This is a genomic window from Clostridium sp. BJN0001 (assembly GCF_022869825.1).
Taxonomy (GTDB): Bacteria; Bacillota; Clostridia; order Clostridiales; family Clostridiaceae; genus Clostridium.
Genome location: NZ_CP094971.1, coordinates 1,253,683 through 1,271,194, shown reverse-complemented (window position 1 = coordinate 1,271,194; position 17,512 = coordinate 1,253,683). Strand labels below are relative to the sequence as shown.

General features: G+C 27.1%; 24 protein-coding genes. All 24 read right to left on the bottom strand.

All coding sequences use genetic code 11. The features are described 5' to 3' along the window. Positions 1-110: 110 nt before the first annotated feature. Positions 111-1,838 (bottom strand): DNA repair protein RecN, encoded by a 1,728-nt coding sequence (recN, locus tag MTX53_RS06100; protein WP_244835367.1) that lies wholly within the window; start codon positions 1,836-1,838, stop codon positions 111-113. Positions 1,839-1,854: 16 nt separating this feature from the next. After that, positions 1,855-2,304, bottom strand: a complete 450-nt coding sequence (locus tag MTX53_RS06095) for an arginine repressor (RefSeq protein ID WP_244835366.1) — start codon at positions 2,302-2,304, stop codon at positions 1,855-1,857. Between the two features lie 22 nt (positions 2,305-2,326). Then, positions 2,327-3,154: an NAD(+)/NADH kinase gene (locus tag MTX53_RS06090; RefSeq protein WP_244835365.1), complete on the bottom strand. Its 828-nt coding sequence runs from the start codon at positions 3,152-3,154 to the stop codon at positions 2,327-2,329. A gap of 17 nt (positions 3,155-3,171) precedes the next feature. Continuing rightward, complete coding sequence (locus tag MTX53_RS06085) at positions 3,172-3,981, bottom strand: TlyA family RNA methyltransferase (protein WP_244835364.1); 810 nt, start codon at positions 3,979-3,981, stop codon at positions 3,172-3,174. Between the two features lies 1 nt (position 3,982). Beyond that, positions 3,983-5,854, bottom strand: a complete 1,872-nt coding sequence (gene dxs, locus MTX53_RS06080) for a 1-deoxy-D-xylulose-5-phosphate synthase (protein ID WP_244835363.1) — start codon at positions 5,852-5,854, stop codon at positions 3,983-3,985. Between the two features lie 12 nt (positions 5,855-5,866). Continuing rightward, a complete protein-coding gene (locus tag MTX53_RS06075) occupies positions 5,867-6,736 on the bottom strand; it encodes a polyprenyl synthetase family protein (protein ID WP_244835362.1) in 870 nt (289 codons plus the stop codon). Beyond that, positions 6,726-6,947, bottom strand: coding sequence for an exodeoxyribonuclease VII small subunit (gene xseB, locus MTX53_RS06070; RefSeq protein ID WP_244835361.1), 222 nt, complete (start codon positions 6,945-6,947; stop codon positions 6,726-6,728). Before xseB ends, MTX53_RS06075 begins: the two co-directional genes overlap by 11 nt. Before the next feature lie 13 nt (positions 6,948-6,960). Next, the gene (gene xseA, locus MTX53_RS06065) at positions 6,961-8,157 is read right to left on the bottom strand and encodes an exodeoxyribonuclease VII large subunit (protein ID WP_244835360.1); all 1,197 of its coding nucleotides are present in this window, start codon (positions 8,155-8,157) and stop codon (positions 6,961-6,963) included. After that, positions 8,147-8,995 carry a tetrahydrofolate dehydrogenase/cyclohydrolase catalytic domain-containing protein gene (locus MTX53_RS06060; protein ID WP_244835359.1) on the bottom strand — a complete coding sequence of 283 codons (849 nt, stop codon included), beginning with the start codon at positions 8,993-8,995 and terminating at the stop codon, positions 8,147-8,149. Before MTX53_RS06060 ends, xseA begins: the two co-directional genes overlap by 11 nt. A gap of 17 nt (positions 8,996-9,012) precedes the next feature. Further along, on the bottom strand, positions 9,013-9,411 hold the full coding sequence (gene nusB / locus MTX53_RS06055) for a transcription antitermination factor NusB (RefSeq protein WP_244835358.1): 399 nt from the start codon (positions 9,409-9,411) through the stop codon (positions 9,013-9,015). A 50-nt stretch (positions 9,412-9,461) separates the two neighbouring features. Then, entirely contained in the window at positions 9,462-9,833 is a 372-nt protein-coding gene (locus tag MTX53_RS06050) for an Asp23/Gls24 family envelope stress response protein (RefSeq protein ID WP_244835357.1), read from the bottom strand. Positions 9,834-9,941: 108 nt separating this feature from the next. Further along, positions 9,942-10,463, bottom strand: coding sequence for a SpoIIIAH-like family protein (locus tag MTX53_RS06045; protein WP_244835356.1), 522 nt, complete (start codon positions 10,461-10,463; stop codon positions 9,942-9,944). A gap of 39 nt (positions 10,464-10,502) precedes the next feature. Next, complete coding sequence (spoIIIAG, locus tag MTX53_RS06040) at positions 10,503-11,108, bottom strand: stage III sporulation protein AG (RefSeq protein WP_244835355.1); 606 nt, start codon at positions 11,106-11,108, stop codon at positions 10,503-10,505. A gap of 14 nt (positions 11,109-11,122) precedes the next feature. Then, positions 11,123-11,689, bottom strand: coding sequence for a stage III sporulation protein AF (gene spoIIIAF / locus MTX53_RS06035; RefSeq protein WP_244835354.1), 567 nt, complete (start codon positions 11,687-11,689; stop codon positions 11,123-11,125). Position 11,690: 1 nt separating this feature from the next. Further along, positions 11,691-12,887: a stage III sporulation protein AE gene (gene spoIIIAE, locus MTX53_RS06030; RefSeq protein WP_244835353.1), complete on the bottom strand. Its 1,197-nt coding sequence runs from the start codon at positions 12,885-12,887 to the stop codon at positions 11,691-11,693. Positions 12,888-12,896: 9 nt separating this feature from the next. Next, positions 12,897-13,280 (bottom strand): stage III sporulation protein AD, encoded by a 384-nt coding sequence (gene spoIIIAD / locus MTX53_RS06025; RefSeq protein ID WP_244835352.1) that lies wholly within the window; start codon positions 13,278-13,280, stop codon positions 12,897-12,899. Positions 13,281-13,288: 8 nt separating this feature from the next. After that, on the bottom strand, positions 13,289-13,486 hold the full coding sequence (gene spoIIIAC, locus MTX53_RS06020) for a stage III sporulation protein AC (protein ID WP_244835351.1): 198 nt from the start codon (positions 13,484-13,486) through the stop codon (positions 13,289-13,291). A gap of 14 nt (positions 13,487-13,500) precedes the next feature. After that, positions 13,501-14,019 (bottom strand): stage III sporulation protein SpoIIIAB, encoded by a 519-nt coding sequence (gene spoIIIAB, locus MTX53_RS06015; protein WP_244835350.1) that lies wholly within the window; start codon positions 14,017-14,019, stop codon positions 13,501-13,503. After that, a complete protein-coding gene (gene spoIIIAA / locus MTX53_RS06010; protein WP_244835469.1) occupies positions 14,007-14,906 on the bottom strand; it encodes a stage III sporulation protein AA in 900 nt (299 codons plus the stop codon). The genes spoIIIAB and spoIIIAA overlap by 13 nt, the downstream gene beginning before the upstream one ends. Before the next feature lie 119 nt (positions 14,907-15,025). Beyond that, positions 15,026-15,385 (bottom strand): CD1247 N-terminal domain-containing protein, encoded by a 360-nt coding sequence (locus tag MTX53_RS06005; protein WP_244835349.1) that lies wholly within the window; start codon positions 15,383-15,385, stop codon positions 15,026-15,028. Between the two features lie 9 nt (positions 15,386-15,394). Next, a complete protein-coding gene (efp, locus tag MTX53_RS06000) occupies positions 15,395-15,952 on the bottom strand; it encodes an elongation factor P (protein ID WP_244835348.1) in 558 nt (185 codons plus the stop codon). Positions 15,953-16,113: 161 nt separating this feature from the next. Continuing rightward, a complete protein-coding gene (locus MTX53_RS05995; protein ID WP_244835347.1) occupies positions 16,114-16,413 on the bottom strand; it encodes a hypothetical protein in 300 nt (99 codons plus the stop codon). 52 nt (positions 16,414-16,465) lie between these two features. Continuing rightward, positions 16,466-16,915: a hypothetical protein gene (locus tag MTX53_RS05990; RefSeq protein WP_244835346.1), complete on the bottom strand. Its 450-nt coding sequence runs from the start codon at positions 16,913-16,915 to the stop codon at positions 16,466-16,468. Further along, positions 16,899-17,510, bottom strand: a complete 612-nt coding sequence (locus MTX53_RS05985; protein WP_244835345.1) for a hypothetical protein — start codon at positions 17,508-17,510, stop codon at positions 16,899-16,901. The genes MTX53_RS05990 and MTX53_RS05985 overlap by 17 nt, the downstream gene beginning before the upstream one ends. Positions 17,511-17,512: the final 2 nt, after the last annotated feature.

The following is a 17,512-nucleotide window of genomic DNA, read 5'->3' as shown; positions in this document are numbered from 1 at the left end:
AATCCTTTATCCTATAATATAATTTGAAAATAAGTAAAAAAAATTACTATAAATAATTTTTTTACTTAACTACCTAAAATATTTTAAAAAATTTTATAAAAAAAACCATACTAACGTATGGCTTTATTTTTCCCATTATAATATATATTATGTGAAATTTGATATTTTCTTTTTTCTGTTTTTTCAATCATTTCACGTACGCTATTTATTGTGTTTTCTGTAACATCGTCTCCAGCTAACATCTTAGAAATTTCTTTTTCTTTTTCATTTTTATTAAGTACTTTTATCTGTGTATATGTCTTTCCTTCTTTGACACTTTTTGAAACAAAGTAATGATAATCAGAAAGAATAGCTATCTGTGATAAATGCGTTATGCATAAGACCTGATGAGTCTTAGATAATTCATACATTTTTTCTCCAACTCTTTGAGCAATAATGCCACTTATACCTGTATCAATTTCATCAAAAATCAAAGTAGGTATTTTATCTTTTTCTGCAAAAACACATTTCATTGCAAGCATTATTCTTGAAAGTTCTCCTCCTGATAAAACTTTTTCAAGATTCATAAGAGGTTCTCCAGGATTTGTTGAAATTAGAAATGATACATCATCATATCCTCTTTCATTAAATTCAGTCTGCTTTTCTACTGATATTTTCATTCTACATTTATCAAGTCCAACATATTTTAATTCAGATAATATCTTTTCTTCAAGTTCAGATGCTTTTTTAAATCTAATATTATGAATAAGTTCAGATATTTCACTCATATCTTCTATTATAGAATCTCTTTCTGAATTTAATTTTTGAAGAATTTGTTCCGAATTTACTATTTTCTCATATTTTTCTTTTATTTCTTCATAATATTTTAATATATCAGAAATAGTTGGACCATACTTTTTCTTATATCCGCTTATTTCATATATTCTTTCATTTATTTTTTCTATTTCATCTTTATCATATACTACATTTTCAGCATAATCTCTTATATTTCTTGCTGATTCTTGAATAACATAGTATGCACCTTCAAGTGACTCTCTCTCGTCTTTAGCACTCTCAAACTTATCTTCTATTTCTGAAAGATTACTTATAGCTTTTGATAAAAGTTCTAAAATAGAGCTTTCAGAGTTTCCGCTTAAGTTTTGATAAGATGATACTAATGCATCATTTATTTTTTCGCTATTTGATAAAACATCAAATTTTTTATTTAATTCTTCTTCTTCATTTTCTTTTAAAGACGCATTTTTTATATCATTAATCTGATATTTTAAAAAGCTTAATATCTTTTCTCTATCTTCATCTTTAGTTATTTCATAAATTTTATCTTCTATATTCTTTTTTTTATTTTTTAAGTCTACAAATTTACTTAAAGGTGATTTAATTTCATTTTCTAAAAAATCATCAAGATATAATATATGATTACTTTTTGACATAAGATTCTGATTCTGATGCTGACCATGTATATCTAATATTTTAGATCTCAATTTTTTTATTGAGCCAGTTAAAACACTCTTTCCATTTATTTTAAGAATATTTTTTCCACACTTATGAGTTTCTCTTGATATTATAATCATATCATCCTCATATTCTATAGATAAATCAGAAAGTGCATTTTTTATATTAGAATTTTCTACTGTAAAAAGCGCTTCAACATAAGTTTTATCTTCACCTGTTCTTATTAAATTTTTTGAAAACTTTCCACCAAGAACAAAATCTATTGCATCAATTAGAATTGATTTTCCTGCTCCTGTTTCTCCTGATAAGATATTAAATCCCTCATTAAAATTAACAGTAAGATTCGAAATAAGTGCAAAATTTCTTATATTAAGCTGTAATAACATAACTTCACGCCTCTCTTTAAGACATCTTTTTCCTGATTTTTGCTACTAAATCTTCTGCTGCACTTAAAGTTCTTAATAAAATAAATATTGTATTATCACCTGCAACTGTTCCTGCTATATCTGTTTCATGGAGATTATCAATAGCTTCTGCAGTAATTGCTCCAGATCCAGATATTGTCTTTATTACGACCATTTTGTCTACACTTTCAACGCTTAGAACTGTTGTTGATAATATACTCGCAAGTTTTTGGTAAATATCATGTTTTTCTGCTGTTCTTACAACATACTTTGATTTTCCCTGCGATGATGGTATTTTAATTAGCTTTAAATTTTTTATATCTCTTGAAACTGTAGCTTGAGTTACATTAAAACCTTCTTCTTTAAGTTTTGCTGCAAGCTCCTCTTGTGTTTCAATATCTGTAGAATTTATAATTTCAAGAATTTTTGTATGTCTTTTTGATTTCAAATGTTATCACCATCCCATTTTGTTAGTTATTTAATATTTTTGTTCTTAAAACTTTAAAATAATCATAGTCATCAAAGAGAATTATTTTTACTCTCTTATCGCTCTTTTTTACTTTGACAATTGTATTTTTATGTATTTCTATATTTTTCTGTCCATCAACTGTAAGATATATTTTTTCTTCCTGATTTAACGCCTCAATATTAATTATGCTATCTTTATTTAAAACTATAGGCTGCATTCCTTTTGAATGAGCACATATTGGAGTAAGCGTTAAAAGCTCAAGATTAGGATAAACAAAAGGACCTCCTGCTGAAAAAGAATATCCTGTTGATCCTGTAGGTGTAGAAACTATAAGTCCATCTCCATTAAATATTGAATAAACTTTTTTATCAACTGAAACTTTTAATTTAAGCATTCTAGATAATGTTCCTCTTGCAATAACGACATCATTTAATGCTGTAAAAGTTTCTGATTTTTTAAAATCTTCTATAATGCACTCTATCATCATTCTATCTGTTATTTTATACTTTTTCTGTTTGATTTTTAAAATAGCTTCATCTATTTCTGATATATCTATGCTTGATAAAAAGCCAAGATTTCCAATATTTATTCCTAAAATCGGTACATCATATTTTCCTGAAATTCCTCTTGAAATTCCAAGAAGAGTTCCATCTCCTCCAAGAACAATAAGAAAATCAACTGATGAAAGATTCTGATTCTCTATATCAAAACAGTCAAATATCTTAATACTATCTATAGAAAAATTTTCTTTGAATTTTTTTACTATCATATTTAAAATACTACTATCTTTGTCTTTAGAAGTATTTATAGCTACCCCTATATTTAACATATATCTTCCCCCGTAAATTATGCTAAAGTATCATGTGATAAATCTACAATTTTATCTGCATCCTCTATAGTAAAAGTGCTTTGCATCAGTTTATCCTTAGTAAAATAAACTAAATATTCTATATTTCCTTCAGGTCCTTTAATAGGTGAAAAGTCTACTCCTATTATTGTAAGATTATGAGCTAATAGAAAATTGCAAATATCTTCTACAACTTCTTTATGTGTTGATCTCTCTCGTACAACACCTTTTTTCCCAACTTTTTCTCTTCCAGCTTCAAACTGAGGCTTTATGAGAGCTGCTATAGATCCTTTATCTGTAAGTAGATTTAAGACAGGTTCCATTATCTTCTTTAATGATATAAATGACACATCTATTGATGCGAAATCTATAAGATCATCTATATCATCTCTTGTTACATATCGTATATTTGTTCTTTCCATTGTAACAACTTTTTCATTAGTTCTAAGTTTCCATGCAAATTGTCCATAGCCCACATCAACAGAATATACTTTTTTTGCTCCATTTTGAAGCATACAATCTGTAAAGCCTCCTGTTGATGCTCCTATATCCATACAAATTTTATCATTTAAATCTATATCAAAAGACTTCATTGCTTTTTCAAGTTTAAGACCGCCTCTGCTTACATATTTAAGCTTATTTCCTCTATATTCTATATTGGAGTCTACATTATATTTTTCTCCTGCTTTATCGGCTTTATTTCCATCAACATAGACTTTTCCTTCCATTATGCAAGCTTTAGCTCTTTCTCTTGAGGTAATTATACCCTTAGATACTAAAAGTATATCTAATCTTTCTTTTTTATTCAACTTAAACTCTCCTCTTATTTTTGTAAAGATTTATTATGTCTTGTTTTATACTATCGCAATCAAGACCATATATTTTATATAAAATATTTACGTTTCCCTGAGGTACAAAATCATTGTATCCTCTAAGGACTATTTTATTATTATTTCCATTACTATTTATATACTGAACTATGTTTGTTCCAAGTCCTCCAGATATCATATTATCCTCTAAAATAAGAATATTAAAATTCTTTTTAGCTATTTTATCTAAAAGCATAGTATCAATAGGTTTTATGAATGAAGCATTTACTATCATTGGATTTACTTTTTCATTTTCAATTGAATCTTTTGCAATTAATGCATTTTGAAGCATCCTTCCTGATGCTATAATACATACATCTTCTCCTTCATTTATAACTTCCCATTTTCCATAATCAAACTTTTTTATCGGCTTTAAATCTAAAACTGAATCTCCACCTTTTGGATATCTGACTACTATAGGTCCTTTGAATTCATTTACTGCATAGTTTAAAGCATTTTTTACTTCATCAGTACACTTTGGTTCTATTATTGTCATATTAGGCATTGAATATAAGAAGGATACATCCATTATTCCTTGATGTGTCTCACCATCTTCTCCAACTATCCCAGCTCTATCTATAGCAAAAACTACATGAAGATTTTGAAGACATACATCATGAAGAATCTGATCATAAGCTCTCTGCAAAAAAGTCGAATAAATTGCTGCCACAGGAACAAGTCCTGAAATAGCCATTCCTGCAGATAACGTAACTGCATGTTGCTCTGCAATTCCAACATCAAAAAATCTATTCTTAAAAATCTGAGAAAATTCTTTAAGTCCTGTTCCATCTGGCATAGCTGCCGTTACTGCTACAACCTTTTTATTCTTCTTTGCAATATCTATAATAGACTTTCCAAAAGCCTTCGAAAATGTCCTGTTTAAACTCTTTTTTACTTCTCCACTCTCTAAATCAAATGGTTTTATTCCATGAAATTTTCCAGGGCTCTCTTCAGCAAACTGATATCCCCTTCCTTTTTTTGTAACTACATGAATTATACATGGTTCATCAATTTCTTTCACATTTTTAAATATTTCTGTCATTTCTTTTATATTATGACCATCGATAGGTCCTATGTATTTAAGTCCCATATCTTCAAAAAGCATTGATGGTATTACTATCTTTTTTACTCTATCTTTAAGTTTTGAAATTCTATCTGCTACATTTTTGCCAAAATCAGTCGTTTCAAGTGATGCATGAATATTATTTTTTAATCTGCTATATGAAGGTTTTATTCTTAAATAATTAAGATATTTAGATAATCCTCCAACATTTTTTGCAATTGACATTCCATTATCATTTAAAATAACTATCATTTTAGTTTTTCTAAAGCCTAAGTCATTTAAAGCTTCAAATGACATTCCTCCTGTTAAGGCTCCATCTCCTATTACAGAAATAATATTATATTTTTCACCTTTTATATCTCTTGCTCTTGCCATACCAAGTCCAGCTGAAATTGAAGTCGAACTATGTCCTGTATTAAAGAAGTCAAACTTACTTTCATTTGTTTTAGGGAATCCACTTAAGCCCCCATACTTTCTTAAATTTACAAAATCATCTTTTCTACCTGTAAGAATTTTATATACATAGCTCTGATGTCCTACATCAAATATTACTTTATCTTTATTAAAATCAAAAGCTTTAAAAAGGCTTAATGTAAGATCGCAAACTCCAAGATTTGATGAAAGATGTCCACCTGTTTTTGAAACACTTTCAATTAGAAATTCTCTTATTTCTTGACTAAGCTCATCTAATTTTGCAAAATCCAAAGAATTTATATCATCTGGAAATTTTAACTTATCTATTAATTTCATATACCTTTCCTCTTATTTCTCTCTTTTAAGAAGCATTAAAGTAAGCTCTTTAAGATTATCTGTATTAAGTGGCAGAGTATCTAAAAGACTTATACTTTCAGATGTAAGATCCTCACACATCTTTTTACACTTCTCAAGCCCAAATTCTGTTATGAAATTTGTTTTATCATGCTCTTTATCAGCATGAGTTTTTTTGCCTAAATTTTTACTATCACCAATTACATCAAGGATATCGTCTCTTATCTGAAATGCAAGACCTATATTAGAACCAAATTTATCTAATATCTTCAAATGATCTTCTTTGCCTCCTGCAAGTACAGCTCCTGAAAGTACAGCTGCTTTTATAAGAGCACCAGTCTTTTTTTTATGCATATACTTAAGTTCATCTAAAGAAATTTTTTGACCTTCAGATATTATATCAACAATCTGTCCCCCAATCATTCCTTCACTTCCTGCTGCTTCTGCAATGATTTTAGATGCTTTAAGTGCATTTTCCCCATGTTCAAGAGAATACTTCATCATAAGAATCATTGCTTCATTTAAAAGAGAATCACCTGCAAGTACAGCAATATTATATCCGAACTTTTTATGATTTGTAAGCATTCCACGTCTGAAATCATCATTATCCATACATGGCAAATCATCATGAATAAGAGAATAAGTATGTATCATTTCAATTGCAGCTGCCATATCAGTAACTTCTTTATAATCTTTTTTATAAAGCATATATGAAAGACATAAAAGAAGTGGTCGTATTCTTTTTCCTCCAGCATTTAAACTATAACTTTCAGAATCGTAAACTATTCTATTATATGAGCCTCTAGAATTGAAATAATTTTTTAAGTAGTCATTTATATTATCTCTTATTTCATTAATTATCATCTTTTTTTAAACCTCGCTTTTCCTGACCTTCTACAATCGATGTAATCTTTCCATTATACGAATCTAAAATCTTATACATTTTATTTATAAGTTTTACTCCTTGTTCATACAATTTCATGCTCTCTTCGAGATTTAAATCATCACTTTGAATATTTTCAAGTATATCGTTTAATTTATTTAAATTATGCTCATAACTTTCTTTCGTAGCCAAAACAAACACTCCTCTACTTTATAGGCATAAACGTTCCTGAAACTTTTCCATCTTTTAAAGTCACTTTCATCATTGTTTCATCTTTTAAACTGTCTATTGATTTTATATATCCGTCATTATTTTCTATTATAGCATATCCTTTATCCAAAATATCAATTGGATTATTAGCACTTAAAAGTTTACTCAAATGTACAAGATTTGTCTTTTCATTTTTTATCTTCTGAAGTGAAATATTACTAAGCTTTTCATTTAATTCGTCAAGACTTATATACATATTTGCAATTTTTACTGCAGGGGAATATATATTAATCATACGATTTAGTGAATCAAGCTCATTTTTATAATTACTTATTTTATTAGTAATTATATCCAATATTCTCTTTTTTATATTATCTATATTTAATTTTATATCATCAATATAAGGAACTGCTATCTCTGCAGCTTGAGATGGAGTTGAAGCTCTTTTATCTGCAACAAAATCGCAAATAGTGAAATCAGTTTCATGACCTACAGCTGAAATAACCGGTATTTTAGAATGTAAAATTGCCATAGCAAGAGATTCATTATTAAAGTTATTAAGATCTTCAAAAGAACCTCCGCCTCGTCCTACTATAAGCACATCTATATCATTTTTCTTATTAAAAAACTCAATTCCATGAATTATTTCCTTATAGGCATCAATACCTTGAACTTTTGCTGGATATAATACAATATCGACAAGATTATTTCGTCTTTTGGTAACATTTATTATATCATTTATAACAGCACCTGTTTCTGATGTTACAACACCAATTCTTCTTGGAAATACTGGAATTGGTTTTTTTAAACTTTCATCAAAATATCCAAGCGAACTTAATTTATTTTTTAATTTCTCAAATTCTGCATAGATATCTCCAGTACCCGACTTTTCTATTTCCTCTACATAAAGCTGAATACTTCCTTGTGCTGGATATAAAGAAGCTCTGCATTTTACTATACATGACATTCCTTCTTTAAGCTTAAATTTCAACTTATATGCACTACTTCTAAACATTATACAGTTTATTCTACCCATTTCATCTTTAAGAGAAAAGTATATATGCCCGCTTGAATGATACTTTAAATTAGAAATCTCTCCTTTTACAGAGAGATTTCGTAAAATAAAATCATTATCCATTAACCCTTTTATATAATTATTTACTTCAGAAACAGAAAATGTCTTAATTTTCATTATTTTTAAGCGCCTCACATGCATTATTAATTAGTAATGTTGTTGTAAGCGCACCAACACCTCCTGGGACTTTTGTTACATATAAGCATTTATCTAATACCTTATCTAAATCAATATCTCCTGTGATTTTTCCTTCAAATCTTGATGTTCCTACATCAATTAAAATAGCATTTTCTTTAATATATGTATCATCTATAAACTTAGGCTTTCCTATTGCTGAAATTAATATGTCTGCTTCACTTGTTTTTTCTCTTAAATTTTTTGTTCTTGAATGACATATAGTAACAGTCGCATTCTCATTAAGCATAAGCTGTGCTACTGGTTTCCCTACTATATTACTTCTTCCTATTACGACTACATTTTTAGAAGTTATGTCAATTGGAAGACTCTTTAAAATATTTAAAACAGAATTTGGAGTACATGGGATAAAACCCTCTGCTCCTGTATAAAGTTTTCCTTGATTTGTTAATGTAAGGCAGTCAATATCTTTTTCTACTGCGATTTCATTTACTACTCTATTTTGATTAAATCCTTTTTTAAGTGGTAACTGAATTATTATTCCTGAAACTGTATAATCTGAATTTAATTCATGGATTTTTGAGATAAGGCCCTCTTCTGTAACATCTTTCTCAAGTCTTATATCTAAAAAATCGACAGAAAGCTTTTGTGCAAGTTTTTTTTGGCTTTCTATGTAATATATTGAACCTGGATCATCTGAAGTAAGAACTGAAGCAATTTTAGGTGCTTTTAATCCTTGCTTTTTTCTGTCATTTGCAAAATCCTTTATATCATTTCTTAATCTATCAGCTAATGATTTAACATCAATAATTTGTCCCATTTAATTATCACTTTTCCTTATTTATTTATTTTGTCTAAAACTCCGTTTACAAAAGAAACACTCTTTAAATCCGAATATTTTTTTGTGAGTTCTACCGCTTCATTTATAGAAACTGCCTTTGGTATGTCTTCTTCAAATAAAATTTCATATGTGGCAATTTTTAAAATTACGAGGTTAATCTTTGCAATTCTATCCAAAGTCCAGTTTTTAAGTTTCTCATTTATTTGTTTCTCAATTTGAAGTTGATTTTCATTTATTCCGCTTAGTACTCTTCTTATATATATAAGATCAAGTCCTTTTGATGTGCTATCATAATCTTCTAAATAATTATTTATAGCGTCATCTACGGTCTCCTTATTAAGTTCCATTGTAAATAAAATTTCCATTGCTTTTTCTCTTGATAATTTTCTATTCATTTTTCCTCCAAAATAAAATTACCCTCTGAAAGGTGTCAGAGGGTAAAATGTTAGTTAGCTTCTGTTTGTTCTTTTTTAGGTAAACAAATGCTCTGAACACATACATTTACAGCTTCTACCTTAATTCCTGTCATTGCTTCAACTGTCTTTTTTACATTTTCTTGTACAAATGCAATAGTATCCATGATTCTTACACCATATTCAACGGTTACATTCATATCTATTATTGCCTTGTCATCTTCTAAAGTAACTTTTGCTGCCTTATTAGGAGCTTTTTTACCTTTAAAAATATTTGGAATATTTGCTTTTTGATAATCACATATACCATCTATTTCCTGTGCTGCAACTCCGGCTATCACACTTACTACTTCATCTGAAATTCTAACTACTCCTGTATTCTCATTACCATTTACATCTTCCATGTATAACTAAACCTCCTTAAAAAGTTCATGCAAAGCACTCTCTTTTATCTTAAGCTTATTATATCAAATAAAATTTCACATTACAAATTTATATATTAAAGATTAAATTTACTGTTTTACTTGAATTATAACATCTTTTATTTTAGACACATCCTGCACAATTTCCTGAATTGCAACACTGTCTTTTTCTGAAAGTTCATCGCTTGATTTGACAATTACTGTTGCTTTATTGTCTTCTAGCATACATAATGCATCTTCATATCCTTTATTTTTAATATTAAGTTCTATTCTATTTTCATTATCTCTTGCAACTGTTTTCTTTGTAAGCTCGCTTGTAGCTTCATTCTTTTTTTCTTCAGATATATTTGAATCTGCAATTATTGCTTTTAAAGTCTGAATAGTTGTAGAATCGTTCTGATCTCTACTGCTTCTAGAATCATAAAAAGCATCATTTTGGCTTAAAGCTTCTGTCTCATCTTCACCACCATCTGAAACATTTTGATCTACAATTGCAGCGCTTAAATCCTCAGGATCATTTAATCCTCCATTATTAAGCTTTACAGAAAGAATTCCTACACATAATATTAACCCTAATAAAGTTAAAATAATCCCACATTGTTTTTTTGTCATAATATTTTCCCCCTATCCTTTTTTCTTTTAAATTATATGCTACTTCTTCATACTATATACATTAACTTTATCTAAACTTAAGTTATATAAATTTGAAACAGCTTTTTCTATTTGATACTTTATCTTGCTATCTGATGCTCCTTCAGATACTATAAGCACTCCTATTATCTTTGGCTTTTTTGTTTCAAGTATAAATGGTTCATTAGTGCCATTACTGCTTGTCATAACTATTTTATCATTATCAGTATTTTGGCTGTTCTCTCTTTTTCCTCCTCCGTTATCTGTTTCAACTGATGTAGAATTCTGTTTTGTTTTATCATATGCAGGTACTTTCTCTTCCCCATTTTCAAATGAAATCATAACATCAACATTTCCTACACCATTTATTTTCTTAAGTATATTTATAAGGTCTTCCTTCTGTTTCTGTTCATAGTCTTCAACTTCTGTGCTTTTAATTGATTCATCATCTTCATAAAAATCATTGCTACTTGTATTCATTATGTTTATACCTGATGGGAGTAGCACATCTATTGCAATTACTAAAAATGCTAATATAAGACATATGGTAAGAAGATTCTTTATTTTTTTTTGCCCAAATATCTTTGATGCCCATGGTGTAAATTTATTATCATTCTTATCCGACATAAATAAAACCTCTCTTATTTTTCATAAATTCTGATTTTGTTTTCATCTATCTGAAGCTGCTCTTTTAAATAATCTACAACATCTTTATATCTTTCATTTACTAAATCTAAATTTTTCTCATCATTTAATTCAACTTTTTTTATCGGCTTTACTTTTCCTGTTTTTATAATTACATTAATCATTTTTATGTTAAACTTTGTAGTATCAAAATTTATGTCACATTCTGAATTTACTTCAAAATCATATTTAGAAAACTTCTTTTTTAAAAGTTCAACTAAATTCTTATTAAAATTCTTTCTAAAAGAATTCTCTCGAATATCCTCTTTATCATTATTATTATTATTTAGTGTTTCATCTTGTTCTAAAATCTTACTTTGATACTCATTTACAGAGCTCATTATTTTAGATTGTCCATTATTCATAAATGATACTATAGGATTTAAGATAGCTATTATAAGAATCAATCCTAGAATAAAATTTATATATTTATTCATCTTAGAATCAGGAATTATAATTTCTATAGAGCTTATAAATATTATTACCGTAACAATAGTTATGACAAAACTTTTAATTTCATTCATATCATCCTCCAATAACATATCTTCCTGATGATGCCATAATAGCAATTAAAATAAAAAACATAAAACTTATACTAAGTGCACATGAAAGTATAATAACCATTCCATCACCTGCAGTACTTATTGATTTAGTAATTCTTTTATCACTTATAGGTTCAATTAGTGCAGCTGAAATTTTATATATAAATATCATAAGTATTATTTTTATAATAGGATATGCCATTAAAAGAAGTATTATAATAAGTCCTACACTACTTAGTGCATTTTTTATAAGAAGAGAATAACCAGCAACTGAGCTTATAGCATCAGAAAATGTTTTACCAACTATTGGTACAAAATTATCAATTGCAAACTTTGCACTTTTCAAAGTAACTGCATCAATAGTACTTGACGTTATTCCCCTTATCGTCAAAACTCCTATAAATATAGTAAGTATAATGCCTTGAATATAAATTGTCATTTGCTTCAAAATAGAACATAAATTACTTATCTTATGTTCTTTTGAGATATTATCTGCAAACTGAAGAACAACACTCATAAGTACAAGTGGAATTATAATTACAGAATATATTCTAGGTATAGTAATTACAGATGCAAGTATTATAGGATCAAGTGATGCCATTTGTGAAAAACCTCCAGCTATTCCTATAGTTGAAGCAATTACTGGAAGAAGTGCTGAACAAAAATCAGACACATTTTTTATAAGATCCTTACATACACCAACAGAAATTATAAAGCTCTTTGAAAGAAGCATTATAACTACAAGATAGCACGCATAGAATGCAACATTTGAAATCCCTTCATTTGAAAATGCATCTTCAAGATTCTTTAAAAGAGAGCAAAGTACAGCTGTACATATTATAGAAATCATTATTTTAGCAACGCTTGATACTTCTTTAAAAAGAAGAGATACAAGTGATTCTACAATATCTTTCCATTTTAAATTTCCTTGCCCATTTTCAAGATATGATTCTATATACTGTTTTGCATCAAGATCTTTAGTAAGTTCACTGTCTATTTTCATTTTGCTTATATAATCATAAAGATTGTCAAGTTTCCCTGTAAGATAAGTATCATCACTAATGCTCTGCTGAGCGCTTTCTTTTTTTTCATCTGCATACACTTTTACTATCTTAAAATTAAGTATAGTACTTATACATAATATAATTATGATAAATACAGATAATCTTTTAATTTTCATACTATACCTCTACATTATTTTTATAATAGAATCTAAAACTGCCATAAGTATTGGTATTGCAAGAGTCAATATCATTATTTTACCTGCGAAATCAATCTGTGATGCTAAATTTTGTGCATCTGCATCTTTACAAAGAGAACTTGCGAATGTACATATATAAGCTATTCCCATAACTTTAAATACAATTTCTATATAAACAGCATCAATATTTGATTTTGTAGATATTACTTTTATAAAATTTATTATTTCCTTAATAGGACTTACAAGCATTGAAAGTACAAATGCACATGTTAAAAGTCCTATAAGAAAAGCTATATTTTTATTATGACTTTTAAACATAAGAATTAAAAATAATGCAATAAAACATAATGATGTGATTCTTATAATAAGCATATTATCACCTACATAACAAACATTGTTTTTACTGTATTAAATAAATCTCCTATAACAGATAAAATCATAAGAAGTATTATTACAACACCAGCTATATTTGTAATTGCCGCAATTTCTGCCTTACCGCTACTTGTTAAAACCTTATCAAGAACTACAAGGAGAATACCTGCTCCTCCAATTTTAAATAAAAGACTTATATCATTCATAAACTATTTCCCCCCTAAATTAAGAATATGCATACAATAGCCCCTAAAAGAACTCCTAAATATCTGTATAATTTACTGTTTTTCTTCTCTATTTCCTCAGATTCATTTATATTTATCTTAATATTGTGTATAGCAAGATTAAATACTTTTTCCTGTCCTTGTGTAAGTGAAGTTCCTAAAGATTTTAAAAAATCTTTTAAAATCTTTACATCATATGGCTTTAAATACAGTTTGTCTTTATATTTATCAAACTCAGAAGAAAATGCATCATAAACGCTTGTAACATCAGTATTTGTAAGTTTATAGCTTACATCTTTTAGAAAATCAGAAAATGGATTTTCAATTTTTATAATAAGATTATTTAATGATTCTGGAATAGGCGTATTCCCATAAATTACGTCATTTTCTAAAATAAGAACCGCTTTGAGAAGAACTTTTAGCTGACTTGTTCTTAGTTTAAAACTATCTGCATAAGTTATCCCAATATATGAACTTATACAGAAAATAATTAAAAGAAGCATTATTTTAAACATATATACTTTTCTCCTTCTAACTTATAAATATTAGATATATTAAATGAATTCTCTTTTGAATTAAGTATTACGACTCTTTCAATTACATTTTCTTCTAGTAGTTTTTTAAATACATTTCTTTTTATAAGATCATCAATTGAATATCCATGAAGCGTAGTTATTATTTTTACACCTGAATTAAATGCCGTATAAAGTGCATCCACATCGTCTTTTGTACCTATCTCATCACAAATAATAACATCAGGAGATAAACTTCTTACTGCCATTAGAAGTCCTTGCTTTTTAAGGCAATTGTCTAGTACGTCAGTTCTAAGTCCAACATTACATTGTGGCACTCCTAAATAACATGCTGCAATCTCACTTCTTTCATCTATAATAGATACTTTTTTCCCTTTTAAAAATATATTATCCATGCCATCTGAAATATTTCTTGCGATATCTCTTATCATAGTTGTTTTCCCACATTTTGGAGGTGAAATAATTATAGTATTGTAAACTCTCTGACCATCACATAAAAATCTCATAAGATAGTCTGAGCATCCTACAACTTCTCTTGATATTCTTATATTGAGCGAAGATATATTTCTTATTGTTTTTATACTGTCTTTATCTATAACACATTCACCTGCAATTCCAACCCTGCAGCCTCCTTTTATTGTAATAAATCCCTGCCTTATATCTGATTCATATGCATATAATGAAAAATCAGATATTCTTGATATACATAAATTTATATCATCTATTCCAGTTATATAATTTAGAACTTCTTCGCCTTTATTAGAATAAATAACAACATTTTTCTGTGCTTTCATTCTTATTTCATAAACAATACTTGAATTTAATTTTTCATTAATAATATCTCGTATTTTTATTGGAAGAATTTTCATAACATTATCAAAATTCACACTATATCACATCCTGATTTATTTATCTTATTTAATATTATTAGAAATAAATAGTGTTTATGACAAAAAAAATAAGCCGACAAAAATCGGCTTATAAAAAACTATTTAATATTTTTATTACAATATGGACACGGTATAAACTCATTCTTAAGTGCTGCTTTTTCAATAAAAACAGTCTTGCCACAGCTTGAGCATTTTACTTCAGTATATTCATCATCCATCTCATTTAGATCATCAATAGAAACTTCTTCAAAAAGTTCATCCTGAATTCCACTTAAATCATCGTCAATAAACTGTACATTTTCCTGCATAGCTTCTTCATTAACTATAACTTCTTCAAGTTTATCACTCATCAGGTCAAGGACATCAGCAATATCACTAAGTATTTTTCTGTTTTTTTCATCATGTGATGATGCAATCTCCTGTCTTACATTTTGAATTTTTTTCCTTATATCATTCATAAATCTTTATTATACTCTTTCCATATATTCACCAGTTCTTGTATCTATTCTGATGACATCTCCCTCATTTACGAACATTGGTACATTTACAATTGCTCCAGTTTCAAGTGTTGCTGGTTTTAATGAATTTGTAGCTGTATTTCCTTTAACTCCTGGTTCAGATTCAGTAATCTGAAGTTCAACAAAGTTTGGAGCTTCAACTGAAAAAGCTTCTCCTTTAAAGAATTTTATTGTTGCAAACATATTTTCTTTTAAGAATCTTATTGCTTCTTCGACTTTATCTTTATTTAAAGGAATCTGTTCAAATGTTTCCTGATCCATAAAGTAATATAATTCTCCATCATTATATAGATATTGCATTTCTTTTCTTTCAATTACAGCTTCCTGTAATTTTTCAGTTGGATTAAATGTTCTATCAACAACTCCTCCAGATATTACATTTCTTAATTTTGTTCTTACAAAGGCAGCTCCTTTACCTGGCTTTACATGTAAAAAGTCTGTTACTGTAAATACTTGTCCATCAAGCTCAAAAGTTGTTCCTTTTCTTAAATCTCCTGCTGATATCATTAAATATCCCTCCAAGTTTTATAAAATAATATTATTTCAATCATATAAGCTTCAAATAATATGCCATAATAGATAATTTCTGCATATGACATAACAATAGTATTTTATCAAAATAAACTTCTAATTGCAAATAATAAATCATATTTTTATACATTAAATGATCATTTATTTATTATTTCAAGAAATATGTTATCTTCTGTATCATCTTTATAAAATGTATAACTAATTATATTATATCTTTCTGACTCTTTTAAAAGCTTATCAATATCTACCATATTTCTATCTATTTTTAATTTATAATTTACTATAGATCTATCTTTTTTTGCAGAATCTATATGGACACCATTTATATTCGTAAAATCTATTGCACCATCAATTATATTTTTATATTTTGCATTTGTATTTCTATTTATACATGTTTTTGTTATTTTTTCGTCACTTATTTTTTTATATTTAAACAAATATAATGACTGCACAATAAAAATAACAATAAATATAATATATAAAAAATTTTTAATTAATTTTTTTATCATTTATATCAATTCCTATCTCAAATATTTTCTTTTCACCATCTATCTTTTCCTTTATTTTTAATATTTTAAAATCTGAACTATTAAAATAACTTTTTTCTTTATTTAAATCTTCTGATATTACTGTTCCTTTCCCATTCTTTATATTAAACTTATTAAAATTTCTATATTTTAAAAGGTCATATATTCTTTTTATCTCATCAGTTTTAATATACTTACTTTGCATTATATTTTGAACATTTTTTAATTCAGTATTTTTATTATAAAGAAATATTTGAGAGTATGCTTTCTTTACTGTAAAAGGGAGAAGTAAAATATTAAGTAATATTATAAATATTATAAGATTTTTTTCTCTTTTCCTTACTTTTTCTACTTCTCCAAAATAAATAGAATCTGGTATAAAATCTTTATTTCTTCTATAATAATTTTTCATTCAGATAATCCTCTATATTTATAATTTTAAATTTAAAATTAGAATTTTCTATATTAAAATTGCTATAAACAAATTTTATATCATACGCGCTTTTTATCTCAGATATTATTCGTATAAGATCCCTATTTACGTAATTTTTAATTAATATTCTATTTTTTAATATTAGACAATAATATATATTTTCATACTTTATTATTGAAATAATGTTATCTTTTGAATGAATTTTCCTATTTAAAAATTGCATAATAATATATTGAAAGGGAACTATCTTAAAATTTTTATTTTTTTTAATAATTGGCAAAATATTTCTACCAGCTCTTATTGAATATATATATGCTTCATTTTTATTTATTTTGTAATCATAAAGAACGTCTTCATTATGAGGAAAATTATTTTCTATTATTTTTTGTACTGCATTATTTTTGCTAAATATCCTTCCTACGTAAAAAGATGTAGTATTTAATTCTTCATTTAAAACATTTATAATTATCTTCTTATTTTTAAAATCATTAAAATTTATAAAATCTTGAACAAATTCTTCTTTTTCATTATAAAATAATGAATCTCCTTTCAATATAACGTTCTGCTTTTTCATTT

Bases quoted from the DNA above. Each gene is read 5' to 3' on its own strand.
- recN (WP_244835367.1), bottom strand. From the start codon at position 1,838: ATGTTATTACAGCTTAATATAAGAAATTTTGCACTTATTTCGAATCTT.
- MTX53_RS06090 (WP_244835365.1), bottom strand. From the start codon at position 3,154: ATGTTAAATATAGGGGTAGCTATAAATACTTCTAAAGACAAAGATAGT.
- dxs (WP_244835363.1), bottom strand. From the start codon at position 5,854: ATGAAATTAATAGATAAGTTAAAATTTCCAGATGATATAAATTCTTTG.
- MTX53_RS06075 (WP_244835362.1), bottom strand. From the start codon at position 6,736: ATGATAATTAATGAAATAAGAGATAATATAAATGACTACTTAAAAAAT.
- xseA (WP_244835360.1), bottom strand. From the start codon at position 8,157: ATGAAAATTAAGACATTTTCTGTTTCTGAAGTAAATAATTATATAAAA.
- MTX53_RS06060 (WP_244835359.1), bottom strand. From the start codon at position 8,995: ATGGGACAAATTATTGATGTTAAATCATTAGCTGATAGATTAAGAAAT.
- nusB (WP_244835358.1), bottom strand. From the start codon at position 9,411: ATGAATAGAAAATTATCAAGAGAAAAAGCAATGGAAATTTTATTTACA.
- MTX53_RS06050 (WP_244835357.1), bottom strand. From the start codon at position 9,833: ATGGAAGATGTAAATGGTAATGAGAATACAGGAGTAGTTAGAATTTCA.
- MTX53_RS06045 (WP_244835356.1), bottom strand. From the start codon at position 10,463: ATGACAAAAAAACAATGTGGGATTATTTTAACTTTATTAGGGTTAATA.
- spoIIIAG (WP_244835355.1), bottom strand. From the start codon at position 11,108: ATGTCGGATAAGAATGATAATAAATTTACACCATGGGCATCAAAGATA.
- spoIIIAF (WP_244835354.1), bottom strand. From the start codon at position 11,689: ATGAATGAAATTAAAAGTTTTGTCATAACTATTGTTACGGTAATAATA.
- spoIIIAE (WP_244835353.1), bottom strand. From the start codon at position 12,887: ATGAAAATTAAAAGATTATCTGTATTTATCATAATTATATTATGTATA.
- spoIIIAD (WP_244835352.1), bottom strand. From the start codon at position 13,280: ATGCTTATTATAAGAATCACATCATTATGTTTTATTGCATTATTTTTA.
- spoIIIAC (WP_244835351.1), bottom strand. From the start codon at position 13,486: ATGAATGATATAAGTCTTTTATTTAAAATTGGAGGAGCAGGTATTCTC.
- spoIIIAB (WP_244835350.1), bottom strand. From the start codon at position 14,019: ATGTTTAAAATAATGCTTCTTTTAATTATTTTCTGTATAAGTTCATAT.
- spoIIIAA (WP_244835469.1), bottom strand. From the start codon at position 14,906: ATGAAAATTCTTCCAATAAAAATACGAGATATTATTAATGAAAAATTA.
- MTX53_RS06005 (WP_244835349.1), bottom strand. From the start codon at position 15,385: ATGAATGATATAAGGAAAAAAATTCAAAATGTAAGACAGGAGATTGCA.
- efp (WP_244835348.1), bottom strand. From the start codon at position 15,952: ATGATATCAGCAGGAGATTTAAGAAAAGGAACAACTTTTGAGCTTGAT.
- MTX53_RS05990 (WP_244835346.1), bottom strand. From the start codon at position 16,915: ATGAAAAATTATTATAGAAGAAATAAAGATTTTATACCAGATTCTATT.
- MTX53_RS05985 (WP_244835345.1), bottom strand. From the start codon at position 17,510: ATGAAAAAGCAGAACGTTATATTGAAAGGAGATTCATTATTTTATAAT.